At 72.4% G+C, this 22,279-nt stretch carries 24 protein-coding genes and 1 pseudogene; 13 read left to right on the top strand and 12 right to left on the bottom strand.

From position 1 onward, the window contains the following. The 3 genes and pseudogenes from ACIRJT_RS37835 to ACIRJT_RS37845 all read right to left on the bottom strand — a co-directional run. Positions 1–83: pseudogene (locus tag ACIRJT_RS37835) on the bottom strand (electron transfer flavoprotein subunit beta); the annotation flags it as partial. A gap of 196 nt (positions 84–279) precedes the next feature. Next, positions 280–789 (bottom strand): flavin reductase family protein, encoded by a 510-nt coding sequence (locus ACIRJT_RS37840; RefSeq protein ID WP_403918902.1) that lies wholly within the window; start codon positions 787–789, stop codon positions 280–282. Positions 790–985: 196 nt separating this feature from the next. Further along, entirely contained in the window at positions 986–1,312 is a 327-nt protein-coding gene (locus ACIRJT_RS37845; RefSeq protein WP_403918905.1) for a TlpA family protein disulfide reductase, read from the bottom strand. Positions 1,313–1,542: 230 nt separating this feature from the next. Here ACIRJT_RS37845 and ACIRJT_RS37850 point away from each other — a divergent pair, with 230 nt between their 5' ends. After that, entirely contained in the window at positions 1,543–2,265 is a 723-nt protein-coding gene (locus tag ACIRJT_RS37850) for a lysophospholipid acyltransferase family protein (RefSeq protein ID WP_403918908.1), read from the top strand. 94 nt (positions 2,266–2,359) lie between these two features. On the opposite strand, the gene ACIRJT_RS37855 is transcribed toward ACIRJT_RS37850, so the two are convergent. The 4 genes from ACIRJT_RS37855 to ACIRJT_RS37870 all read right to left on the bottom strand — a co-directional run bounded on the left by ACIRJT_RS37855 (position 2,360) and on the right by ACIRJT_RS37870 (position 6,282). Then, positions 2,360–2,959 (bottom strand): transglutaminase family protein, encoded by a 600-nt coding sequence (locus ACIRJT_RS37855; RefSeq protein WP_403918910.1) that lies wholly within the window; start codon positions 2,957–2,959, stop codon positions 2,360–2,362. A gap of 73 nt (positions 2,960–3,032) precedes the next feature. Beyond that, complete coding sequence (locus tag ACIRJT_RS37860) at positions 3,033–4,094, bottom strand: threonine aldolase family protein (protein ID WP_403918993.1); 1,062 nt, start codon at positions 4,092–4,094, stop codon at positions 3,033–3,035. Next, positions 4,091–4,858: an SDR family NAD(P)-dependent oxidoreductase gene (locus ACIRJT_RS37865; RefSeq protein ID WP_403918913.1), complete on the bottom strand. Its 768-nt coding sequence runs from the start codon at positions 4,856–4,858 to the stop codon at positions 4,091–4,093. The genes ACIRJT_RS37860 and ACIRJT_RS37865 overlap by 4 nt, the downstream gene beginning before the upstream one ends. Positions 4,859–4,884: 26 nt before the next feature. Then, positions 4,885–6,282, bottom strand: a complete 1,398-nt coding sequence (locus ACIRJT_RS37870; RefSeq protein ID WP_403918916.1) for a DUF6421 family protein — start codon at positions 6,280–6,282, stop codon at positions 4,885–4,887. Positions 6,283–6,608: 326 nt separating this feature from the next. Here ACIRJT_RS37870 and ACIRJT_RS37875 point away from each other — a divergent pair, with 326 nt between their 5' ends. Beyond that, positions 6,609–7,292, top strand: a complete 684-nt coding sequence (locus ACIRJT_RS37875; protein ID WP_403918918.1) for a glycerophosphodiester phosphodiesterase — start codon at positions 6,609–6,611, stop codon at positions 7,290–7,292. A 12-nt stretch (positions 7,293–7,304) separates the two neighbouring features. Here the strand turns inward: ACIRJT_RS37875 and ACIRJT_RS37880 are convergent, their stop codons facing one another. Further along, on the bottom strand, positions 7,305–7,880 hold the full coding sequence (locus ACIRJT_RS37880) for a GNAT family N-acetyltransferase (protein ID WP_403918921.1): 576 nt from the start codon (positions 7,878–7,880) through the stop codon (positions 7,305–7,307). A 309-nt stretch (positions 7,881–8,189) separates the two neighbouring features. On the opposite strand from ACIRJT_RS37880, the gene ACIRJT_RS37885 reads away from it, so the two are divergent. The 5 genes from ACIRJT_RS37885 (at position 8,190) to ACIRJT_RS37905 (ending at position 11,624) form a co-directional block, all read left to right on the top strand. Beyond that, the gene (locus ACIRJT_RS37885) at positions 8,190–8,798 is read left to right on the top strand and encodes a DUF5134 domain-containing protein (RefSeq protein WP_403918923.1); all 609 of its coding nucleotides are present in this window, start codon (positions 8,190–8,192) and stop codon (positions 8,796–8,798) included. 98 nt (positions 8,799–8,896) lie between these two features. Next, positions 8,897–9,832, top strand: a complete 936-nt coding sequence (locus tag ACIRJT_RS37890; RefSeq protein ID WP_403918925.1) for a M56 family metallopeptidase — start codon at positions 8,897–8,899, stop codon at positions 9,830–9,832. A 94-nt stretch (positions 9,833–9,926) separates the two neighbouring features. Next, complete coding sequence (locus ACIRJT_RS37895; RefSeq protein WP_403918928.1) at positions 9,927–10,658, top strand: phosphatase PAP2 family protein; 732 nt, start codon at positions 9,927–9,929, stop codon at positions 10,656–10,658. Continuing rightward, positions 10,655–11,350, top strand: a complete 696-nt coding sequence (locus ACIRJT_RS37900) for an HAD family hydrolase (protein WP_403918931.1) — start codon at positions 10,655–10,657, stop codon at positions 11,348–11,350. Before ACIRJT_RS37895 ends, ACIRJT_RS37900 begins: the two co-directional genes overlap by 4 nt. Before the next feature lie 97 nt (positions 11,351–11,447). Beyond that, entirely contained in the window at positions 11,448–11,624 is a 177-nt protein-coding gene (locus tag ACIRJT_RS37905; RefSeq protein ID WP_359623638.1) for a hypothetical protein, read from the top strand. A 296-nt stretch (positions 11,625–11,920) separates the two neighbouring features. On the opposite strand, the gene ACIRJT_RS37910 is transcribed toward ACIRJT_RS37905, so the two are convergent. Further along, complete coding sequence (locus ACIRJT_RS37910; RefSeq protein WP_403918934.1) at positions 11,921–13,414, bottom strand: LVIVD repeat-containing protein; 1,494 nt, start codon at positions 13,412–13,414, stop codon at positions 11,921–11,923. A 158-nt stretch (positions 13,415–13,572) separates the two neighbouring features. On the opposite strand from ACIRJT_RS37910, the gene ACIRJT_RS37915 reads away from it, so the two are divergent. Together ACIRJT_RS37915 and ACIRJT_RS37920 are read left to right on the top strand one after the other, a co-directional pair. Continuing rightward, positions 13,573–14,259 carry a DUF305 domain-containing protein gene (locus ACIRJT_RS37915; RefSeq protein ID WP_403918937.1) on the top strand — a complete coding sequence of 229 codons (687 nt, stop codon included), beginning with the start codon at positions 13,573–13,575 and terminating at the stop codon, positions 14,257–14,259. Between the two features lie 88 nt (positions 14,260–14,347). Beyond that, entirely contained in the window at positions 14,348–15,727 is a 1,380-nt protein-coding gene (locus tag ACIRJT_RS37920) for an FAD-dependent oxidoreductase (protein WP_403918939.1), read from the top strand. Positions 15,728–15,740: 13 nt separating this feature from the next. Here the strand turns inward: ACIRJT_RS37920 and ACIRJT_RS37925 are convergent, their stop codons facing one another. The 3 genes from ACIRJT_RS37925 to ACIRJT_RS37935 form a co-directional block, all read right to left on the bottom strand. Continuing rightward, on the bottom strand, positions 15,741–16,472 hold the full coding sequence (locus tag ACIRJT_RS37925; protein ID WP_403918942.1) for a class I SAM-dependent methyltransferase: 732 nt from the start codon (positions 16,470–16,472) through the stop codon (positions 15,741–15,743). 90 nt (positions 16,473–16,562) lie between these two features. Further along, positions 16,563–16,991: a hypothetical protein gene (locus ACIRJT_RS37930; protein ID WP_403918945.1), complete on the bottom strand. Its 429-nt coding sequence runs from the start codon at positions 16,989–16,991 to the stop codon at positions 16,563–16,565. 152 nt (positions 16,992–17,143) lie between these two features. Further along, positions 17,144–17,860, bottom strand: coding sequence for a cupin domain-containing protein (locus tag ACIRJT_RS37935; protein WP_403918948.1), 717 nt, complete (start codon positions 17,858–17,860; stop codon positions 17,144–17,146). Between the two features lie 256 nt (positions 17,861–18,116). Here ACIRJT_RS37935 and ACIRJT_RS37940 point away from each other — a divergent pair, with 256 nt between their 5' ends. The 4 genes from ACIRJT_RS37940 (at position 18,117) to ACIRJT_RS37955 (ending at position 22,126) form a co-directional block, all read left to right on the top strand. Then, positions 18,117–19,202, top strand: coding sequence for a WD40/YVTN/BNR-like repeat-containing protein (locus ACIRJT_RS37940; protein WP_403918950.1), 1,086 nt, complete (start codon positions 18,117–18,119; stop codon positions 19,200–19,202). Between the two features lie 44 nt (positions 19,203–19,246). Then, positions 19,247–19,924: a uracil-DNA glycosylase gene (locus tag ACIRJT_RS37945; protein ID WP_403918953.1), complete on the top strand. Its 678-nt coding sequence runs from the start codon at positions 19,247–19,249 to the stop codon at positions 19,922–19,924. After that, positions 19,921–21,090, top strand: coding sequence for an N-acetylglucosamine kinase (locus ACIRJT_RS37950; RefSeq protein ID WP_403918955.1), 1,170 nt, complete (start codon positions 19,921–19,923; stop codon positions 21,088–21,090). The genes ACIRJT_RS37945 and ACIRJT_RS37950 overlap by 4 nt, the downstream gene beginning before the upstream one ends. Positions 21,091–21,202: 112 nt before the next feature. Continuing rightward, positions 21,203–22,126: a sirohydrochlorin chelatase gene (locus tag ACIRJT_RS37955; protein ID WP_403918958.1), complete on the top strand. Its 924-nt coding sequence runs from the start codon at positions 21,203–21,205 to the stop codon at positions 22,124–22,126. The last annotated feature ends 153 nt before the right edge of the window (positions 22,127–22,279 follow it).

Raw genomic sequence — 22,279 nt, forward strand, 5'->3', positions numbered from 1 at the left:
TCCAACGTCAGGTCATCGGCGAACCGCCGGTCACCGGTCGCGTCGGGCACGTACTTCACACAGACAACGATCCTCAAGCTCACGCCGGCTCTCCTACTGCATCGTCATTTCCGGGCTGCCTTGTTGCACGCAGCATAGGCGCCTTCTCGGGCCGGATCCGGTCGGGACGACCGAGGCTCCGAGCCCGATATTACTCGCCAGTACACCCAGTCTCCTACCCCTGGGCAAGCGCTGCGCACTGTGACCTTGCCAACGCGGCGGGCCTGTGCGTGCGCGCCCTCAGTCTCGCAGAGACGTGAACCGTCCCTGGTGATAGACCAGCGGGCGACCGGCTCCGGAGGGCGCGCCCGCCACGGCCTCGGCGATGACGATGCGGTGGTCCCCGGCCGGGACGCGGGTCACGACGCGGCAGACGAGCCAGGCGGACACGCCGGCGAGCAGCGGAACTCCCTCGGGGCCGCTGCTCCACTCGGTCGACGGGCCGAAGCGGTCGGCTCCGCTGCGGGCGAAGGTCGCGGCCAGGTCCCGCTGGTGCTCGCCGAGTATGTGAACGCCGACGTAGACGGCTTCGGACAGCACGGGCCAGCTGGAGGAGGACGTACCGACGCCGAAGGAGATCAGCGGGGGTTCGGCGGCGACGGAGGTCAGCGAGGTGGCGGTGAAGCCGACCGGGTGCTCCCCCGCGGCGGTGATCACGGCCACACCCGCGGCGTGGCGGCGGAAGACCGAGCGGAAGAGTTCGGGTGTGGCGGCCGTCTGGGCAGGGGCGAGGTCGGGCGTTGCCGTCATGGACGTGTCCTTCTGCGAAAGTGGCGTACGGGTCCGCGGGTGCTCAGACACCCGGACAGCGCGCACTCGCGTGGCGTGCGAGGTCCACATGGACCCGGCCGTAAAGAAGGAGTTCTGGCGGCATAACGTCAGACTGACGATGCCGAGTGGGCGCAGTCAAGGGTGTTCCGGTATGTGGGAGATGCGTCACGGTCCGTCATATGGCGTGCCCCAGCGCCGCGACGACGTCGACGGTGCGGGGCTGGCCGGATGCCCGGCGGACCACCTCTCCCTCGGCGTCGAGCACCAGGACGGTCGGCGTCTTCGTGATGTCCAGCCGCCGCACCAGTGCGAGATGGGCCTCGGCGTCGACCTCGATGTGGACGACCCCGTCGACCATCCCGGCCACCTCGCCGAGAGTGCGGCGGGTCGCCCGGCACGGTTGGCAGAAGGCGCTGGAGAACTGGACGAGCGTCGCGCGTTTCCCGAGTTCCGCGCCGAGTTGGGCTGCGTCGAGCCGCTGTCCGTGTGTCCGGCGATCCACCTGGTGCCTCCTGATCAGAGCTCTTCGTAGGAGGTCAGCACCGGCCGCCGCGCGGACATTCCCGCAGCTCCCGGGACAGTCGCACGTGACGAGAATCTCGCGCCCCGCGTCCGCCGGGGCTGGCCAGCGGCTCTCCCATGGGGCACCATCGCCACAATGCCGAAAACCTACGGCTGCGTAACTTCCGCCGGGAGCATCCTCCCCAGGCGCTGAAGAAGGGTCTTCTCCAGATGGCAGAACTCGTCTATCGACCGGTCATCGGCGCCGCTCGCACGCTGTTCAAGGCGCTCGACCTGAAGATCGACACTCAGGGTTCGGAGCACATCCCGAAGACCGGTGGTGCGGTGCTGGTCAGCAACCACATCAGCTATCTCGACTTCATCTTCACCGGGCTGGGCGCCCTGCCGCAGAAGCGGCTGGTGCGGTTCATGGCGAAGGAATCGGTCTTCCGGCACAAGATCTCCGGTCCGCTGATGCGGGGGATGAAGCACATCCCGGTCGACCGCGACCAGGGCGAGGACGCGTATGCCCACGCGCTTCGGTCGCTGCGTTCCGGTGAGATCATCGGGGTCTTCCCCGAGGCCACCATCTCGCAGTCCTTCACCCTGAAGAGCTTCAAGTCGGGTGCCGCGCGCCTCGCCCAGGAGGCAGGGGTCCCACTGATCCCGATGGCGCTCTGGGGCACGCAGCGGATCTGGACGAAGGGGCGGCCGCGCAATTTCCAGCGCAGCCACATCCCGATCACCATCCGCGTCGGCGAGCCCATCGAGGCACCTTCCGACCAGTACGCCGGCGCCATCACCCGGCGACTGCGGGAGCGGGTCCAGGAGCTGCTGGAGGCGGCACAGCGGGCCTACCCGGTGCGCCCGAAGGACGCGAGCGACACCTGGTGGGTGCCGGCCCATCTCGGCGGTACGGCCCCGACGCCCGCCGAGGTGCGCGAGCTCGGCTGACGGCCGCCCCACGGCGCCCGCGGCGTCGAGCCGGTCGTTCGCCATGGGTGCGGAGACCCTCCAGGCGGGCAGAGGGCGCCGCTCGGGGCCGCGTTCAGAGGGCCGTGGGGAGGTTCCGCAACAGCTCCGAGCGGTCCCGGGCGCTCTTCAGCGCATGGAGGATCGCCTCGGGCGCTGCGGCATGAACCCCTGGATGGTCGACTTCGTCGAACTCCTCGCGCACCACCCAGGCCAGCCGCTCCTCCTCCAGCGAGAACTGCGCGTCGACTCCCGGCTTGTTGCCCCGCGGATCCACCCGCGCCCAGCCCCCGGCTCCGGGGAGCCGCAACGCGACCAGGCCGTGGATCACCGGGGTCACACCGTCCGCGCCGACCAGACGTTGGTAGCAGAGGCCGGCCGGGATGCCGCCGGCCCGCAGCAGCGCGGCGAGCGCGATCGACTTGGCGTAGCAGATGCCGGTACGGGCGGCGAGCACGTCGGAGGCACGCCAGGTGACGCGCGGATCCCCCGAGTCGGCGGAGTGCGCAATGGTGTCGCGGACGAACTCGAAGGCGGCCCGCGCGTATGCGTATGCATCGTCGACGTCGGGGGCGAGGCGGGTCGCCGCCTCCCTGACCCGAGGATGCTCGTGGTCGATGGCCTCGTCGGCGGCCAGATATGCGCCGATGTCCGGGGATTGCTGTGTCAGCTCCATGATCGAAGAGCGTACGAAGCGGCCGACCGGAAGTCCATCGTTTTCCGGTCAGCCGCATAGTCATGCACGAGCGCTAGCGCGCCATCTCTTCCTTGAGCGCCTGGAGGAAGGCGTCGACGTCGTCCTCGCCGGTGTCGAACGCGCACATCCAGCGGACGTCCCCGGCCGCCTCGTCCCAGAAGTAGAAGCGGAAGCGCTCCTGGAGCCGCTCGCTGACCGCGTGCGGCAGCCGGGCGAACACGGCGTTGGCCTGGACCGGGTAGAGGATCTCCACCCCGTCGACGGCCCGGACGCCCTCGGCGAGCCGCTGGGCCATGGCGTTGGCGTGCCGGGCGTTGCGCAGCCACAGGTCGCGGGCGAGCAGCGCCTCCAGCTGGACGGAGACGAAGCGCATCTTGGAGGCGAGCTGCATGGAGAGCTTGCGCAGGTGCTTCATCGCCCGGACCGCGTCCGGATTCAGCACGACGACGGCCTCGCCGAAGAGCGCGCCGTTCTTCGTGCCGCCGAAGGACAGCACATCGACGCCGACGGTGTTGGTGAACGTCCGCATCGGCACGTCCAGCGAGGCGGCGGCGTTGGCTATCCGGGCCCCGTCGAGGTGCACCTTCATGCCGCGCTCGTGGGCGTGGTCGCAGATGGCACGGATCTCGTCGGGGGTGTAGACGGTGCCCAGCTCGGTGTTCTGGGTGATCGAGACGACCTGCGGCATGGCCCGGTGCTCGTCGTCCCAGCCGTACGCCTGCCGGTCGATGAGCTCCGGAGTGAGCTTGCCGTCCGGCGTGGGCACGGTGAGGAGCTTCAGCCCGCCCACCCGCTCGGGCGCGCCGCCCTCGTCCACGTTGATGTGCGCGGACTCGGCGCAGATGACGGCGCCCCAGCGGTCGGTGAGCGCCTGGAGGGCGACCACGTTGGCGCCCGTGCCGTTGAAGACCGGGAAGGCCTCGGCGGTGGGGCCGAAGTGGCTGTGCATGACGCGCTGGAGGTGACCGGTGTAGTCGTCCTCGCCGTAGGCGACCTGGTGGCCGCCGTTGGCGAGGGCGATGGCCGCGAGGACCTCCGGGTGCGCGCCCGCGTAGTTGTCACTGGCGAAGCCGCGTACCTGCGGGTCGTGATGACGTCGCGCGTCGGTCCTCACGTTTGCGGGGTCAGCCACAGGCGCTTTCCGTTCACTTCGGGGGCGGGCTTGTCCCAGACGCCGGCGATGGCCTCGGCCAGCTCCCTGACGTCGGTGAAGCCCGCGAACTTCGCATTCGGGCGCTCGGCGCGCATGGCGTCGTTCACCAGTGCCTTGACCACCAGGATCGCAGCAGCCGCCGCGGGCCCGTCCTCGCCCCCCGCCTTGCGGAAGGCGTCGCCGAGCGCGAGGGTCCACGCCTCGGCGGCGGCCTTGGCGGCGGAGTAGGCGGCGTTGCCCGCGGTGGGCTTGCTGGCGCCCGCGGCGCTGATCAGGAGGTAGCGACCCCGGTCGCTGCGTTCGAGGGCCTCCTGGAAGGCCAGCGAGGTCGACTGGACGGTGCGGACGAGTAGCTTCTCCAGGGCGTCCCAGTCGGACAGCACGGTCTCTTGGAACGACGGGCTGCCGCGCCAGCCGCCGACGAGGTGGACCAGGCCGTCGATGCGGCCGAACTCCGCCTCGGTGCGCTTGGCCCAGTCACGGGTGGCGTCGAGGTCGAGCAGATCGATGGTCTCGCCGGTGACGGTCGCGCCCCCGTGGGCGTACCGAGCCGCGTCCACCGCCTCGGCGAGCCGTTCGGGGTGGGCGTCGCACCCGACGACCGTCGCCCCGGCCTCGGCGAGCCGCAGCAGCGTCGCCCGGCCGGCGGGGCCGGCCGCTCCGGCGACCGCGATCACCGCGCCTTCGAGCACACCGGACCCCTCGCCCGTGCCGTTCGCGTTCATGGCCACCGCCTCCTCGGGAGAATGGTTCACGCGGCTGCCCGCTCGTCGTTCGCCGCGGTGATTCCCTTGGCAGAGGCAATCACGTGCTTCAGCTTCTTGGCGAGCGCCTCATAGAACATGCTCAGGGGAAACTCGTCCGGAAGCACGTCGTCGACGAGCTTGCGGGGAGGAAGTGTGAGGTCCAGGGCGTCGGGACCCTTGGCCCAGCGGGATCCCGGGTGCGGGGCGAGGTAGCTGGACACGAGGTCGTACGCGGCGAACCAGTGGACCAGCTTGGGGCGGTCGATGCCGTCGCGGTAGAGCTGCTCGATCTCGCCGCAGAGCTGGTTGGTGACCTCCGGGGCACGGTCCCAGTCGATCTTCAGGGTGTTGTCGGTCCAGCGGACGACGTCGTGCTGGTGCAGGTACGCGAAAAGCAGCTGGCCGCCGAGGCCGTCGTAGTTGCGGACGCGCTCGCCGGAGACCGGGAAGCGGAACATCCGGTCGAAGAGCACCGCGTACTGCACGTCACGGCCGTGGGCGTTGCCCTCGGACTCCAGTTTCACGGCCTCCTTGAAGGCGGTGAGGTCGCAGCGCAGCTCCTCCAGGCCGTACATCCAGAACGGCTGGCGCTGCTTGATCATGAACGGGTCGAAGGGCAGGTCACCGTGGCTGTGGGTGCGGTCGTGGACCATGTCCCACAGGACGAACGCCTGCTCGCAGCGCTTCTGGTCGCCGATCATCTCCCGGATGTCGTCGGGCAGCTCCAGGCTGAGCAGGTCTACGGAGGCCTCGGTGACACGGCGGAAGCGGGCGGCCTCGCGGTCGCAGAAGATGCCGCCCCAGCTGAAGCGCTCGGGGGCCTCGCGCACGGCGATGGTCTCCGGGAAGAGCACCGCGGAGTGGGTGTCGTACCCGGCGGTGAAGTCCTCGAAGGTGATGCCGCAGAAGAGCGGGTTGTCGTAGCGGTTCGCCTCCAGGTCGGCGAGCCATTCGGGCCAGACCATCCTCAGCACGACCGCTTCGAGGTTGCGGTCGGGGTTGCCGTTCTGCGTGTACATCGCGAAGACGACGAGGTGCTGGAGGCCGTCGGTCCGGTTCTTCGCGGGCTGGAAGGCCAGCAGCGAGTCCAGGAAGTCGGGTACGCGGAAGCCGTCGGCGGCCCAGCGGCGCAGGTCGGTGACGAGCGCACGGTGGTAGGCGGCGTCGTGCGGGAGGAGCGGGGAGAGCTCCTCGACCGCTCCGGTCACCCGGTCGAGGACCCGCTCGACGACGGCCGGGGACGGGGCGCCCTCGGCCTCGAAGTCGATGGACCCGTCCTTGGACTGCCAGGGGCGGATTTCCTCGACGGCATCCTTGAGCACGGGCCAGGCCGGGTGCTCGACCACCCGCTGGGCCGTAGCTATCGCGCCGTCGGCGGCGTCGTGCACAAGAATTTCCGTCATAACACTTCCTCCACGGGAGAACCTCGCGTGCATTCACCGTAGCCGTGCGGGGTTCCTCCCGACAAGTGGAGCCCTGGAAATTGTCCTGCCTACCCCCATGTTCACCGCCGTTTTTCCTGTCGCATCCCGGGTAGGCGCACAGTTCACCCAGTCCTTCCCGGGCGCGGGCGACCGGACCCGCACGGCGGGGGACATCGTGGTTCCCGGCCGCTACCCTCCCCAGTGCCGTACTGCCGTGCCTCCGCTCGCCGCACCTCCCCGCGGGCAGGAGCAGTCGCGCGGGCAGGAGCAGTCGACGGACCGCCGCCGACGGAAACGAGGTCGCCTTGTCATTTCTCACCCTGGGCCATCGCGGAGTGATGGGCGTCGAGCCCGAGAACACCCTGCGCTCCTTCGTCCGCGCCGAGGCGTCCGGGATGGACGCCATCGAGCTGGATCTCCATCTCAGCAAGGACGGCGCGCTCGTCGTGATGCACGACGTGGACGTGGACCGCACCACGGACGGGACCGGACCGATCGCGGCCAGGACCCTGGCGGAGCTGCGCGAGCTCGACGCCGGTCGGGGCGAGCGGATTCCCGTCTTCGAGGAGGTGCTGGAGGCCGTCTCCTCCCCGCTCCAGGCGGAGATCAAGGACGTGGCGGCGGCCCGCGCGCTGGCGGACGTGATGCGGAAGCGCGATCTCGTCGGCCGGGTGGAGGTGTCCTCGTTCCACGACGAGGCCGTCACCGAGATCGCGCGGCTGGTGCCGGGCGTGCGCACGGTCCTGATCGCCAGCCGCTGGGGCGCGGACGTGGTGGACCGGGCGAAGACGGCGGGCGCGGCGACACTCGCGCTGAACATCCGCCGTCTCACCCTGGAGATCGTGGAGCAGGCGCACTCCGAGGGCGTGAAGGTGATCGGCTGGGTGGTGAACACCCAGGACCATCTGCGTCTCGCGCGGGCGCTGGGCCTGGACGGCGCGACGACCGACTTCCCGGAGATCCGCCGCGCCGGTCGCTTCACCGCCTGAGGGCGGGCTCCCTCAGGCGCCTTCCCCGGCGTCGCTCACCTCGAGGTTCTTGACGAGCAGTTCAAAGGCGAGGTCGTCGCGCTGCGGGATCCCGAAGCGCTCGTCGCCGTACGGGAACGGGGTGAGCGCTCCCGTACGGCGGTAGCCCCGGCGCTCGTACCAGGCGATCAGGTCCTCGCGCACCGAGATCACCGTCATGTGCATCTCGCCGACGCCCCAACTCTCCCTGACGGTGCGCTCCGCCTCGGCGATGATCAGCTTGCCGAGTCCGCCGCCCTGAAGTCCGGGCCGCACCGCGAACATGCCGAAGTAGGCCGCTTCGCCCCGGTGTTCGAGCTGGCAGCAGGCGACGAGCGCGCCGCCGCGCTCGACCGCGAGGAGTCGGCCGGCCGGAGCGTCGAGGACCTCGCGCACACCCTGTTCGTCGGTCCGCTGCCCCTGGAGGATGTCGGCCTCGGTGGTCCAGCCGGTCCGGCTGGAGTCACCTCGGTAGGCGGACTCGATGAGGGCCACCAGCGCCGGTACGTCGTCCTCGGTCGCGTCGCGGAAGGTAAGCCGGGCCGCGTCGGGGGGCGTGGCGGTGTCCATGGTGGGGTGCTCCGTTCGCTGTCGCTGTGCACACTTCTCTGCTGCCGTACACACTTCTTCACCGCTGTACGCGCTTCTCCGCTGCCGTGCGCATGGCCTGCATTGCCGTACGCATGGCCTGCCTGCCGTACGTGCGGTCGTGGCCTCCGCCTTCGCACGTGCGGTCGAGAGTAGCGCGACTCGGAGCGCCCCCGGCGAGCCCCGGCGCACCCCCTTCACACCCCCGTGCGCCGGATTCGGCGGCGACCGCCCGGGCATCGATGGGACGACCCGTAACAGTGCGTACGTCCGACCCGGGGGAGGCGCGCCGTGCACGGAGGGGCTCTGGCCGGCTGGCTGCTGATGGCGTTGTGCGCGGTGAGCGGCGCCTACTGCCTCCTGCGCGCCCGCGCGGGGACACCGCAGGAGCGCCGCACCGCACGTTCGGAGGCGGTCATGGGCTTCGGCATGGCGGCGATGGCCGTTCCGGCGGCGGCGCTGTCGCCCCCGGAGTGGGCCTGGGCGGTGTACGCGGCGCTGTTCGGCGCGGCCGCGCTGCGCGCGCTGCGGCCCGCTCTGGGCGGCGGCCACCATCTGCACCATCTCGTCGGCTCGCTGGCCATGGTCTACATGGCCGTGGCGATGGCCCCCGCGGTCACCGGGAGCGCCGGGGGCGGGCATGCCGGGCACGGGGCGGCCGCGGGTGCTGGAGGCATACCCCTGCTGACCGGGGCGCTGCTCGTCTATTACGCGTTCTACGTGCTGGGCTCGGCCGGCCGACTGCTGCCCGGGACCGCCGTGGCCCCGGCCGGTGGCACGGGCCTCGCCGCCCGGCACCCGGGCGGATCCGGAGGCGGCACGGACGGTCGACCTGAGCTCGCGACCGCCTGCAGGCTGACGATGGGCATCGGCATGTTCGCCATGCTGCTCACTCTGTGAGACAGGAAGTGGGACAGAACCCCCGGCAAACCGTGGTCTACGTCACTTGCCGGTCGCGGCCGTACCCCCGGCCGACCCGCCCCTCATAAGCTGAGGCCATGCTGGTCTCCCTCGCGCTGCTGCTGCTCGGTGCATTGACCGCCCTGGTGACCCCCCGCGTGATGGCGCGCGCCCGGTGGCCGGAGCGCGAGCCGGTCGTGGCCCTGTGGGTCTGGCAGTGCGTGGTGGCCGGGGTCCTCCTGTCGTTCGCCCTGTCCATGACGTTGAGCGCGGCCGCCGCCTGGCAGGCGGTGCGCGGCCATGTCTTCGCCCCCGCCCCGCACGCCGTCGTCGAGGCGTACGCCCTGGCGGCGTACGGGCCGTGGTCGGCGGTCGTCGCGGTGCTGCTGGCGATGGGCGGACTGTGGACCGGGGCGATGCTCCTGAGGGAGGTCCGGCGGGCGCGGCGTCGCCGCGCGCGGCGCCGGTCGGAGCTGCTGGTGCGATCCCCGCTGATGCCGGGCGAGGAGCCGGGCGCCGACCGTCTCGTGGTGCTGGAGGGCGAACGCCCCGATGCCTGGTGGCTGCCCGGCACGGCTCCCCAGCTCGTCATCACCACCGCCGCGCTCGGCCGCCTGAAGGGCCGTCAGCTCGATGCCGTGCTCGCCCATGAACAGGGGCACGCCGCGGCCCGGCACGACTGGCTGCTGCACTGCTCGTCGGCGCTGGCGATCGGCTTTCCGCAGATCCCGGTGTTCGCCGCGTTCCGCGACGAGATGCACCGGCTGGTCGAACTGGCCGCGGACGATGTGGCCTCACGCCGCTTCGGCCGGCTGACGACCGCGCTCGCCCTGGTCGGACTCAACGAGGACCGAGGGGTGTTCGGCCCCTGTCCCACCCCGCAGGCCCAAGTGCCCCTCCGGGTCAACCGGTTGCTGGCCCCGGTCGAACGGCTGACGGCGGGCCGCAGGCTCCGGCTGACGGCCGCCGCCGCGCTGGTCCCGGTGGTCCCGGTGTTCGTGGCCTTCGTCCCGGGGCTCCGCGCGCTGGGTTAGGGCGCGTCCGCCGGATCAGGAGCGGGAGCAACGGCGCCCACTGGGTCGCGCCCCGGGTTGGCCTTCGGGCGGTGTCCTCCGCGAGGATCACCCCATGTCGTCCTCCCCCCTGTTCCGCTTCCGCTCACCGGATCGCTCGCCCCGCACCCCGCCCGCCCTGCGGACCGCGGCCGTCGTCGGCGCGGCCGCTCTCGTGCTGCTCGTGCTGGTGGCGGCGCGCTGGTCGCCGCTGATGTCCCTGGACCGGTCGGTCGCCGACGCCCTGCACCGGCACGCGGTGACCGATCCCGGTCTGGTCCATGTGAGCCGGGTACTGACGGACTGGGTGTGGGATCCCTGGACCATGCGCGCCCTGATCGCGGTGGCGGTGGTCCTCCTGTGGTGGCGGGGCGCGCGCCCGCTCGCCCTCTGGCTGGCCGCGACGAGCCTGATCGCCACCCTGCTCCAGCAGGGACTGAAAGCGGCGGTGGGCCGGGAGCGCCCGCAGTGGCCCGATCCGGTGGACTCGGCCCATTACGCGGCCTTCCCCTCCGGGCACGCCATGACGGCCGTCGTGACCTGCGGACTGTTCGTCTGGCTGCTGCGGCTGTACGGCGCGGGCCCCGGCGCCCGGGGTGCGGCGCTGGCCGTGGCGGTGGTCTCGGCGGTCGGGGTGGCGGCGACCCGGGTGTACCTGGGGGTGCACTGGCTGACCGATGTGGTGGGCGGTGCGCTGCTGGGGGTGGCCGTGGTGGCGTTGAGCGCCGCGGCGTACGCCCGGTACTCGGTGGCCCGGGAGGGCGCCCTTGCCGGCGCGGGGACGGACCGGGAAGGATCGCGCCCATGACGGCCGAAGGCGTGCTGTTCGATTTCTCCGGAACCCTGTTCCGTATCGAGCCGGTCCGGGACTGGCTCGCCGCCGTGCTGCGCGAGGAGGGCGTCGACGTCACCCCGGAGGATTTCGAGCGGTACGTGAGCGGGCTCACGGAGGCCGGGGCCCTCCCGGGCGGCCCGTCCCCGGTCCGGGTCCCCGACCGGCTGACCGGGGCGATGTCCCGCCGGGACCTGAGCGCCGCCCTGCACCGCGAGGCGTACACGGGTCTGGCCCGGGGCGTCGCCCTGCCGGGGCCGGGGCTCTACGACGCGCTGTACGACCGCCATACGCGGCCGGAGGCCTGGCAGCCCTATCCGGACAGCGCCGAGGTGCTGGCGGGGCTACGGAGGGCGGGGGTCGCCGTGTGCGTGGTCAGCAACATCGGGTGGGACTTGCGCCCGGTCTTCCGCGCGCACGGGCTCGACGCCCTGGTCGACGCCTATGTCCTGTCCTTCGAGCACGGGCTCCAGAAGCCCGACGCGGGGCTGTTCCGCATCGCCTGTTCGCTGATCGGCCGGGACCCGTCGGACGTGGTCATGGTCGGTGACGACCGGGTCGCGGACGGTGGCGCGGCCGCCATCGGCTGCGGGGTCCGGTTCGTGGACCACCTGCCGGTCGCGGATCGGCCCGACGGTCTGCTTTCGCTGGGCCTCGTGCCGGAATGAGGCCCAGCGGCGAACCGAGGAGATCGGACCGGGGTGTGAGGCATATCCCGCCGCGGAAGGGGTAATGGGAGACGCTCGTGGCCGTAGCCTGGTGGACATGTCCCCGATGCCGTCGTCCGTATCCGCTCGTTCCGCTGCCGAGGTCAACGCGGAGATCCGCGACCTGTGGCAGCGTTCGGGCGGTTGTCTGACGCCGCAGGACGAGGCGGAGTACCAGCGGCTGCTGGTGGAGTGGGCCGCCGCCACCGGCGGAAGCGTCCGCACCGCGGCCTGACCGCCGTCTCCCGCGCCGAAAGCCCGTACGGAGATCGCGCCCGATCCGGCGATCCCCCGCGTCGCCGGATCCGGGCGCACCCGCGACGTGGCACGTGGGACACGGCCGCGGACCGCGCCGGGGACCGGAGTTGCGGAGTCCGCCGTCGCAGGGATCCAGCATGTCCCCACCCGGCTCATCGGTCAATGAATTTCCGGCGGCACACGCGGCGGGGCCGGTGTCTCCCGGGCGGACGTCCGCCCGGGAGACACCGGCCCCGGATGCAGGAGCACGTGGACTGCGGGACCCCTGACGGATCAGCGGTCGAAGTAGTCCGGCTGCGTCTGCGCGTTGAGCTCGTCCAGCTCGACCCGCTCGGCCGGGTCGGTGCGCCGGTCCTCCAGCTTCAGCACATCGAAGCCCTTGGCGATGTCGCTGGAGTAGATGTGGCCGTTGTAGTAGTACGCCGACCAGGAGCCGGCCGTGGTGACCCGGTCGAGCGTGACCGGGCCGCGCTCGAAGAAGGCGATCTCCTTGGGCTTGGAGGAGTTGGTGAAGTCCCATACGGAGATGCCGCCCTGGTACCAGGCCTGGACCATCAGGTCGCGGCCCTTCACCGGGATGATCGAGCCGTTGTGGGCGACGCAGACCTCGGCGTCGGCCTGGTGCCGGTCGATCTTGAAGTAGCTGCGGAAGACCAGCTTGCGCTGGTCGCCCTTGCCGACGATGTCGTAGATGCCGTCGGCGCCCCGCTCGGGCCCGATCTCCGCGTTGCAGGTGGCCGCGCCGCCGCCACCGAGTTCGTCGGTGAAGACGACCTTGTTCGCACCCTGGTTGAAGGTCGCCGAGTGCCAGAACGCGAAGTTCACGTTGTCCTGGACACGGTCGATGATCCTCGGGCGCTCCGGGTCCTCGATGGAGAACAGCAGACCGTCGCCCATGCAGGCGCCGGCGGCCAGGTCCTTGGACGGCAGCACCGTGATGTCGTGGCAGCCGGTCGTCTTGGAGACACCGGGGTTCTCCGGCGCTCCGGGGTTGCCGCCGTCCGGGAAGAGCACCGGGAAGTTGACGATCCGGGCCTTCTGGGGCGCCTTGACCGGCACCTTGATGACGGAGATCCCGTCGTGCGGCGGCTTGCAGTCCGGGAACGTCTCGTTGGGCGAGTACGAGGAGACGTACACGTACACGTTCTTCTTGCCGTCAGGCACCAGCGTGTGCGTGTGGGAACCGCAGGCGGTCTCCACCGCCGCGATGTACTTCGGCTGCCGCTTGTTGCTGATGTCGAAGATCTTCATGCCCTCCCAGGAGGACTTCTCCGTGGCGGGCTGGGAGGTGCTGGAGCAGGAGTCGTCGCTGCGCGAGGAGTCCGTCGACAGGAACAGCAGGTTCCCCGAGACCGAGATGTCGTTCTGCGAACCGGGGCAGAGGACCTGCGCGACCGTCCTGGGCTTCTTCGGCTTGCTGATGTCGTAGATGACGAAGCCGTCGTAGTTGCCCACGAACGCGTACTTCCCCTGGAACGCGAGGTCCGTGTTGGTGCCCTTGAGGGCGCCCTTGGGCACGTTCGTCAGGTGCTTGATGTTGGAGCTGTGGACGATCTCGTCCACGCCGGGGATGTCACCACCGGCTATCGCGGCCCTGGCCTCGGCCTGCTCGCTCTTGGTGACGGACCCGCGCTCGGCCGGGGCGTCGCCCGGGTCGGGGGTCGCGGCCGCTGTGGTGGCCGTCAGCAGCGTGGCGAGGAGTCCGGCTGCGGCTGCCACCGCACCCAGACGTCTGCGCCGCACGCGGGTGGTGTGCAACGAGGTCACTGCGTCCTCCCTTGTCTCCGTTCGGGGTCGAACGGTTCATGAACCCTGGGCAGTATCGTCCCTCTCATGTACACATCAACAGATGGCAACGCAGACGTAATGAAAGTTTTTGATCATCGCCCGGTGGAAGCGTGTTAGGACGGTCTGCAACAAACCCTGTGGCACAGGAGGTCACCGTGTTGATCCATCGCCGGTCCGCAGTTCTGCGCTCAACCGCTCTCGCGGCGGCGACGGTTGCCGCCGTGCTCGCCCTGGGAGCCTGCGACGCGGGCAGCGGTGACGGAACGTCGGACAAGGCGAAGGACTCAGGTCCGGGCGTGGTCGCGCCCGGCAGACCGGGCGAGCCCGCCCGGACGCTCTCCGCCGAGGAGGCCGTCGAGGAGGCCGGTCAGGACACCGCCAACTCCGCCGACTTCCGCTACGCGCGGATGATGATCGAACATCACGGACAGGCGCTGGTAATGACCGGACTCGTCCCGAAACGGGCGTCCGCCGACACCGTCGAACGGCTCGCGGATCGCATATCGGCAGGCCAGAAGCCGGAGATCGGCGCGATGGAAGGATGGCTGGAAAGGAACGGCGGCGACCGGCGCGAGGAGCACCACGACCACACCACGATGCCCGGCATGGCGACCGATGCCCAGCTCGACGAGTTGCGCGACGCCGAGGGCAAGGCCTTCGACAAGCTCTTCCTGGAGCTGATGATCACCCACCACCAGGGGGCCATCACCATGGCCACGGAGGCGCTCACCGAGGGGAACGACGTCATCGTCGAGGAGATGGCGAGCGACGTGGTCGCCCAGCAGACCGTGGAGATCAACCGGATGCGCGGGCTGATGGACTGAGCCACTCGGCCGATCGCCCCGTGCACACGGCGGTGCGGATCGGCCCGGCGGTGCCATCCTGGAGGGAACCTCCGGGAAGAGGTGCGCCGTGCTCTCCGTCGCCGTCGTCGGTTCCGGCCCCAGCGGGGTCTACACCGCTCAGGCCCTGCTCCAGCAGTCGCTCGTGCCCGATGTGCGCGTGCACGTCCTGGACCGGCTGCCCACCCCGTACGGGCTCGTGCGCTACGGAGTGGCACCCGACCACGAGAAGATCAAGTCGCTGCAGAACAGTCTGCGGGCGGTGCTGGAGGACGACCGGGTCACCTTCGTGGGCAACGTCGGCGTCGGCGGGGCGGAAGGAGTCGCCCCCGCCCGGCTCGCGGAGCTGTACCACGCGGTCGTCTACTGCGTGGGGGCATCGGCCGACCGCGCGCTCGCGGTGCCGGGCGAGAGTCTGCCGGGCAGCTACTCCGCCACCCGCTTCGTCTCCTGGTACAGCGCCCATCCGGACGTCGGCGGCGACCCGTTCGTCCTGGACGCCCGCACGGCCGTCGTGATCGGCGTGGGCAACGTGGCGGTCGACGTGGCCCGGATCCTGGCGCGCGGCGCCGACGAGCTGCGGGCCACCGACGTGCCCCGTGCGGCGCTGAGCGCCCTGGAGGAGAGCCGGGTGCGCGATGTGCACATCGTGGGCCGCCGGGGCCCCTCCCAGGCCCGGTTCACCACCAAGGAGCTGCGGGAGCTGGGGGCGCTGCCCGGAGCGCGGGTCGTCGTCGACCCGGCGGAACTCGCGCTCGACCCGGCGTACGCCGCTCCGGACGGCCTGCCCGGAGCGCTGCCGCTGCCCGCCGTGGTGCGGCGGAACCTGGAGGTCCTGCGCGGCTGGTCGGCGGAGGGGGAGCCGGCGGCGGCCGATGCCGGGCGCCGCATCCGGCTGCGGTTCTTCCTGCGGCCGGTGGAACTGCTGGAGCGCGACGGGCGGGTCGCCGGGGTGCGGTTCGCCCGGACGGCTCCGGACAGCGGGGGCGGGGTCCGGGACACCGGAGCGTACGAGGACGTCGAGGCGCAACTGGTCCTGCGGGCGGTCGGCTATCGCGGGGTGGAGCTGCCGGGGCTGCCCTTCGACCCGGTGCGCGGCACGGTGCCGCACACGGCGGGCCGGGTGCTGCGGGACGGGGCGGCGGCGCCGGGTGAGTACGTGGCGGGGTGGATCAAGCGGGGGCCGACCGGAGTGATCGGTTCCAACCGCTCCTGCGCCAAGGAGACGGTGGCCTCCCTCGTGGAGGACGCTGCCGTGCTGAGGCTCCGCCCGGCGGCGGACGATCCGCTGGCCGTGCTGCGGGAGTGGGGGCTGCGTCCGGTGGAGTGGTCCGGCTGGCTGTCGATCGAGCGCGCGGAGGCGGAGCTGGGCCGTTCGCTGGGGCGCGGCCCGGTGAAGATTCCCGACTGGCCCGGGTTGCTGGCGGCGGCCCGGGACAGGGACCGCTGAACAGCCGGCCGCTTCATCCCTCCCGGGTCGCCACCACCAGCCGGGCGCGCGGGCTGCCGTCGGGGCGCGGGCCGAGGTCGGTCAGCGGCAGCAGCCGCACGACGAATCCGGCCTGCGTCAGGTCCTCCAGCACGTCGCCGAGCCGGAACGTGCGGTAGTACATGACGAACCGCGGGCGCCACAGGGCGTTGCGGACCCGCATCGCCGCGTCGAAGCCGAACAGCGACCAGTAGGCGCGCGATCCCACCGGGGGCGGTGCGCCGATCGGGAAGACGAACTGCCCGCCGGGCCGCAGCGATCCGTACACCTCGGCGAAGAGACCGAAGCGTTCCGCGGGCAGGAAGTGGCCGAACGCGCCGAAGCTCAGGGCGAGATCGAAGGCGGGCGCGAAGGGCAGGGAGCGGGCGTCGGCCCTTACCCAGTGCACCGCCGGCCCCTCGCTCCCGGGCGGGAAGGCGGCACGGGCCTCGGCGAGCATGCCCGCGCTGAAGTCGACGCCGACCGCACGCTCGCGGCACAGCTGCCGGAGCACGCCGACCCCCGCGCCGGTGCCGCAGCAGACGTCGAGTCCGGTGTCGAAGGGGCCGAGCTCGCGCACCGCCCGGGTGACGGCGTCGAGCACGCGGTCGGGGGTGCGGTAGGGCGTCTCGTCGAACTTCGGGGCGAGGAGATCGTATCCGCGCTCGGTCGAGGAGAGCGCCTGAACGGCCAGTTCGCGCACGGTGGGGCCCTGTTTGGTGAACATCACGGGCCACCCTACCGACGCCGCCCACCCGCTGCGGCCGGTCGGGGAGGCCGTGCGCGGGGTCGGGCGGGACAGGGCAGGGCGGGAGCGTCAACGCCGCTGGGAAAGTCGCCGCTTGAGAGTGATGGCGGTATCGGCGGCGTACGCCTGGGTCCAGCTGCGGCCGGCCCCCGACTTCCAGGTGACGTGGACCGTGGAGCCGTCGGTCCGGGCGCTCTCTACGGTCATGGACCCGTCGCCGTCGCGCACGTCGCCGCGGCGCAGTTCGCCCGCCTCGACCGTGACGGGACGCTCCCCCGGCGCGTTCTCGGCCTCCTCGGCCGCCCGGAGGAGTACGGCGGCCAGCTCGCGGGCCGCCCCGGGAGCGCAGGACCAGACGAGCTCGCCGGCCGGGGGCGAGAGCCGGAGACGGACGCGGGGGCCCGGCTCCCCCGGGGCGACCGCGACCGGCGCGGGCTCGCCCGCGGTGACGTTGACCGGCACCGGGTGGCCGTCGGCGTCCGTGATCCCGCTGCCCATCGTCTTCTCCTCGGTGTCCCTGTGCCCGGCCGCGTCCGGGGCGTCGCCCGGGCCGTGGTCCGGACTGCGTCAGCATGTCAGCATCCGGCGGCGGAGCGCGCGAGCGGGGTCGGGCCCGGTGTGTGCCGACCGGGGACACCGATGGAGCGGGCTCAGGTCCGGTAGACGTCCAGGCGGCCGCACATGCCGAATCCGCCGTGTGCCGCGGGCACTTCGGCGTGGACGCGGGCGTCGGCGAGGTGGCCGGACTCCCCCCGGTCCAGCGCGTCGAGCTGCTCGGCGGTGGCGGCGGCGGCCGCGGCGGCCCCCTTCTTCCAGCGGCCGCGCCACTCGGGCGTCCGGGGGCGGACGAGCGCGGCGGCGGCGCGGTGGAACGCGGCCAGCGGCTCCGGGTCGCCGCCCTCCACGGCTTCGCGCAGGACGAGGAACCCCTCCACGGCGAGGTCGCGCCGGGCCCGCGCCGCCCGTTCCCGCACGGCCTCCGCGGCGTCACCGGGCAGCGTCGCCGCCGCGCGGTAGACGTCCGGGTCCGCGAGGCAGCGGGGCGGCAGGGTGAGCACGGCGTCGCCGGCCTCGGGCAGCCCGCTGTTCTGCATGAGCACGATGACGCGCAGCCCGTCGTCGTTGACCAGGCGGTGCACGGCGCCCGGGGTGAACCACACGAGCGCTCCGGGCGTCAGCGGGGTCTCCTGGAATCCGGCGGCCGTGAGGGTCTGCACGGAACCGCTGCCGCCGACCACGACGTACCCCTCCGAGCAGGTCAGGTGCAGATGCGGGGTGCCCCCGCGCAGCCCGTCGGCGGCGGGCCAGTCGTAGACGCTCAGGTGCGAGACGGCGACGGCGCCGGGCAGTCCTTCGAAGGTCACCACGGGGACTCCAGGGTCTCGGCGGCACGGGCCGCACGGCCGCGCGGGGGGGCGCGCGCCGCACCGGTCGCTCCGCAAGCGCTTTCTACGGCAGCTGAACGCTAGGGCCGTCGCCGGACGCCGGTCAAGGGCACCGCAGCCGCCCCGGCGGCGGGAACGCCGACCGGCCGGGGTCGCTGGCGTGTGCGCGGGCCGCTGTCAGTGGCCGGGTGCAGACTGGCACTGTTCCGACACAACGGCGTTTCGGAGGTCCAGGACCATGACCGACGTATTGCTCACCGCAGGCACCCGCAAGGGTCTCTTCATCGGCCGCAGGCGCGGCGGGACCTGGGAGATCGCGGGCCCGCACTTCAACGCGCAGGCGATCTACTCGGTCGCCGTGGACACCCGGGCGGACACCCCGAGAATCCTGGTCGGCGGGGACAGCGCGCACTGGGGGCCGTCCGTCTTCCACTCCGACGACCTCGGCGAGACCTGGACCGAGCCGCGACAGCCCGCGGTGAAGTTCCCCAAGTCCACCGGAGCGTCGCTGGAGCGCGTCTGGCAGCTGCATCCCGCGGGACCGGAGGCGCCGGACGTGGTCTACGCCGGCACGGAGCCGGCCGCGCTGTTCCGTTCCGAGGACCGGGGCGAGTCGTTCGAGCTGGTCCGTCCGCTCTGGGAGCACCCGACCCGCTCGCGGTGGGAGCCGGGCGGCGGCGGCGAGGGGCTGCACACCGTCCTGACCGATCCCCGGGACGCCCGGGCCGTGACCGTCGCCGTGTCGACGGCCGGAGTGTTCCGGACCCAGGACGGCGGCGCGAGCTGGGCCCCGTCGAACAAGGGCGTCTCCGCGGTCTTCCTCCCGGATCCGGACCCGGAGTTCAGCCAGTGCGTCCACAAGGTCACCCGGGACGCGGCCGACCCGGACCGCCTCTATCTGCAGAACCACTGGGGCGTGTTCCGCAGCGACGACTCCGGCGACCACTGGAGCGACATCGGCGCGGGCCTGCCCTCCGACTTCGGCTTCGCCGCCGTCGCGCACCCGCACCGCGGTGACACGGCGTACGTCTTCCCGATCAACGCCGACGCCGACCGGGTCCCGGCGGAGCACCGCTGCCGGGTGTTCCGCACGACCGACGCGGGACGCACCTGGGAGCCGCTCACCAAGGGCCTGCCGGACGGGGCTCACTACGGCACGGTGCTGCGGGACGCGCTGTGCACCGACGACGCGGATCCCGCCGGGGTCTACTTCGGCAACCGCAACGGCGAGTTGTACGCCAGCGCGGACGACGGGGACAGCTGGCGGCAGCTCGCGTCGCATCTGCCGGACGTCCTGTGCGTGCGGGCGGTGGCGCTCGGCTGACGGCAGTTGATCGGAGTGGTCGTATCAGCAGTAGAGTGCGGCCCGTGGCAGCAAGACCATTGAAAGAGATCATCGAGCCGGGATGGGCGGACGCCCTCGAACCCGTCGCCGAACGCGTCGCCGCTATGGGCGACTTCCTCCGCGCGGAGATCGCAGCGGGCCGCACGTACCTGCCCTCCGGGGCGCATGTACTGCGGGCGTTCCAGCAGCCGTTCGAGGAGGTGAGGGTGCTGATCGTCGGCCAGGATCCGTATCCCACCCCGGGGCACGCGATCGGGCTGAGCTTCGCGGTGGCCCCTGACGTCCGGCCGCTGCCGGGCAGCCTGGAGAACGTCTTCCGGGAACTGCACACGGACCTGGGGCTGCCCAGGCCGTCCAACGGCGATCTCACACCGTGGACGCGGCAGGGGGTGCTGCTGCTCAACAGGGCGCTGACCACCGCGCCGCGGCGGCCCGGCGGCCACCGCGGCAAGGGCTGGGAAGAGGTGACCGAGCAGGCCATCAAGGCGCTGGTCGCCCGGGGCACGCCGCTGGTGTCGGTGCTGTGGGGGCGCGATGCCCGCAATCTGCGCCCGCAGTTGGGCGACTTCCCCGCGATCGAGTCCTCGCACCCCTCCCCCCGGTCCGCGGACGCGGGCTTCTTCGGCTCGCGGCCGTTCAGCCGGGTCAACGAACTGCTGGAGCGCCAGGGGGCGCAGCCTGTGGACTGGCGGCTTCCGTGACCCGTCCCCCGGCGGCGCCCGGCGCGGCCGGACCCGGCACGTATGTCCTCGGGGTGGACTCCGGGGGCTCGGGCCTGCGGGTGGCGCTCGGCCGGGTGGAGCTGCCGGGCCCCCTGGCGACGACACTCTGCGCGGAGCCGGTGCGGACGGGGCCCGGCGGCATCGACGCCGGGCATCTGCTGGAGCAGCTGCTGCCCGCCGCGCGGGAGTTGCTGGACCGGGCGTCCGCCTCCGCGACCGATGGCGAACTGTCCGATGACGCCCCGACGCGTGAGGTGGCCGCCGTGGCGATCGGGGCCGCCGGCATGGCCACGCTGGGCGACCGGTTGCGTTCGGAGCTGCCCGGCGCACTCGCGGACGCGCTCGGGGTGCGCCGGCTGGCGCTGGCCGCCGACGCGGTGACGGCCTACGCGGGCGCGGTGGGACAGCGCCCGGGGGCGGTCGTCGCGGGCGGCACGGGCATGATCGCCCTCGGTACGGACCTGATGGAGTGGCACCGGGCCGACGGGTGGGGTCATCTTCTGGGTGACAGCGGCGGCGGCGCGTGGATCGGCCGTGCCGGGCTGGATGCGGCGATGCGGGCCCATGACGGGCGACGTGGTGGCTCCCCCGCCCTGCTGGACCGGCTGCGGGCCGTGTTCGGACCGGCCGAGGCGCTGCCCGGACTGCTCTATCCGCGCTCCGACCGACCGGCCGTGCTGGCCTCGTTCGCCCCGGAGGTGGCGGCGTGCGCCGGAGCGGATCCGGTGGCCGCCGGCATTCTGCGGCAGGCCGCCGGTCATATCGCCGAGGCGGCGGCCGCCGTGTGCCCGTCGTCCGCCGGGACGGCAGGGGGGGACGGCGAGGGCGGCGAAGTGGCTCTGACGGGTGGCCTGTTCAAGATGGGCGAGCCGCTGATCGCACCCCTGCGCGAGGAGCTGTCACGACTGTTGCCGGGGGCCCGGGTGACCTCGGCGGCGGGCGATCCGCTGACCGGCGCACTCCGGATCGCGCGCGCCATGACTGCCGGAGACCTACGCCTGCCCCTGCACCCGACGATGTTGTTCGTGCCTCAGGAGCACGGCAGCGGCAGCCCGACGGAACGGCGGTGCGCGACGCCCCCCGTACGGGGTGACGGTCGGCGCGACGGAGGCAGGCGGACGGAGACCGGCGGAAAGACGACCTGACAGACAGGGACACTCCGGCGGTACATCACTCATCGGACATAAGCGGATAGTTAACGCTCGACCGGACCCTCCCCGAACAGAGGGGCAGGCAAAACCAGTAGCATGCGGCGCCATGAGCACCCCCACTGGGCCCGCTTCCGGCCTGCCTGTACGAATGCCGCGACCTCGCCAGTCCGGACGGCACCGCCGCCCGGAGCCCGTGGTCGCACCCGAGGGCGCCGCCGCGCTCGTCCTCGCCGTTCCCGGTATCCCCTCCTCGGCCACGCGCAGCCTGGCCGAAGAGGTGATCAGCATCGCCCGTTCCGAGCTGCCCGGCCTCAACGCCCGGATCGGCTACCTCGACGGCGACGATGCCGAGTACCCGACCCTTGCCACCGTCCTCGCCCACTCCGCCGCCGAGCGGGTCGCGCGCTTCGAGCAGGCCGTCGCCGTCGGCCGTGAGGTCGCCGAGCCCGCGGGGCCGCCCGCCGTCGTGGTCCCGCTGCTCGCGGGTCCCGACAGCGCGCTGATCCGGCGGATACGGCAGTCCGTGATGGACAGCGGTACGCAGGCCGAGCTGACCGATGTGCTCGGCCCGCACCCGCTGCTCGCCGAGGCCCTGCACGTACGGTTGTCGGAGGCCGGGCTGGCGCGCGCCGACCGCGCCAGGCTGTTCACCGTGGCCACGGCCGCCGATGGCATCGTGCTGGTCACCGTGGGCGGCGAGGAGGCCGTACGCGCCGCCGGGATCACCGGCATGCTGCTGGCCGCCCGGCTCGCCGTGCCGGTGATGGCCGCCGCTCTGGACGTGGAGGGCTCCGTCGCCTCGGTCGCGGAGCAGCTCCAGGGCTCCGGCTCAGCGCAGTTGGCTCTGGCGCCGTACCTGGTGGGCCCGGAGGTCGACCCCGGCCTGCTGGACGCCGCCGCGAAGGAGGCGGGCTGCGCGACGGCCGAGCCGCTGGGCGCCTACCCGGCGATCGGGAAGCTCGTGCTGTCGCTGTACGCGACGACGCTGGGGATCACGCCCGCGACACCGCAGGGGGCTCAGGCTCACTGACCGGACGCCGTCGCCGTGGGGCGGCGGCTCGGGAAGCCGGACAGGGGGGGGGGGGGGGGGGGGGGGGGGGGGGGGGGGGGGGGGGGGGGGGCCGGCGCCCCGGGGGGGGGCCCCCCCCCGCCCCCCCCCCCCCGCCCGGCCAGGGCGCGTCCG

Origin of the sequence: Streptomyces sp. NPDC102283 (genome assembly GCF_044766265.1) — a bacterium.
Taxonomy (GTDB): Bacteria; Actinomycetota; Actinomycetes; order Streptomycetales; family Streptomycetaceae; genus Streptomyces.

Bases quoted from the DNA above. Each gene is read 5' to 3' on its own strand.
- ACIRJT_RS37840 (WP_403918902.1), bottom strand. From the start codon at position 789: ATGACGGCAACGCCCGACCTCGCCCCTGCCCAGACGGCCGCCACACCC.
- ACIRJT_RS37850 (WP_403918908.1), top strand. From the start codon at position 1,543: ATGGCAGAACTCGTCTATCGACCGGTCATCGGCGCCGCTCGCACGCTG.
- ACIRJT_RS37855 (WP_403918910.1), bottom strand. From the start codon at position 2,959: ATGGAGCTGACACAGCAATCCCCGGACATCGGCGCATATCTGGCCGCC.
- ACIRJT_RS37865 (WP_403918913.1), bottom strand. From the start codon at position 4,858: ATGAACGCGAACGGCACGGGCGAGGGGTCCGGTGTGCTCGAAGGCGCG.
- ACIRJT_RS37870 (WP_403918916.1), bottom strand. From the start codon at position 6,282: ATGACGGAAATTCTTGTGCACGACGCCGCCGACGGCGCGATAGCTACG.
- ACIRJT_RS37880 (WP_403918921.1), bottom strand. From the start codon at position 7,880: ATGGACACCGCCACGCCCCCCGACGCGGCCCGGCTTACCTTCCGCGAC.
- ACIRJT_RS37890 (WP_403918925.1), top strand. From the start codon at position 8,897: ATGCTGGTCTCCCTCGCGCTGCTGCTGCTCGGTGCATTGACCGCCCTG.
- ACIRJT_RS37895 (WP_403918928.1), top strand. From the start codon at position 9,927: ATGTCGTCCTCCCCCCTGTTCCGCTTCCGCTCACCGGATCGCTCGCCC.
- ACIRJT_RS37900 (WP_403918931.1), top strand. From the start codon at position 10,655: ATGACGGCCGAAGGCGTGCTGTTCGATTTCTCCGGAACCCTGTTCCGT.
- ACIRJT_RS37905 (WP_359623638.1), top strand. From the start codon at position 11,448: ATGTCCCCGATGCCGTCGTCCGTATCCGCTCGTTCCGCTGCCGAGGTC.
- ACIRJT_RS37925 (WP_403918942.1), bottom strand. From the start codon at position 16,472: ATGTTCACCAAACAGGGCCCCACCGTGCGCGAACTGGCCGTTCAGGCG.
- ACIRJT_RS37930 (WP_403918945.1), bottom strand. From the start codon at position 16,991: ATGGGCAGCGGGATCACGGACGCCGACGGCCACCCGGTGCCGGTCAAC.
- ACIRJT_RS37940 (WP_403918950.1), top strand. From the start codon at position 18,117: ATGACCGACGTATTGCTCACCGCAGGCACCCGCAAGGGTCTCTTCATC.
- ACIRJT_RS37955 (WP_403918958.1), top strand. From the start codon at position 21,203: ATGAGCACCCCCACTGGGCCCGCTTCCGGCCTGCCTGTACGAATGCCG.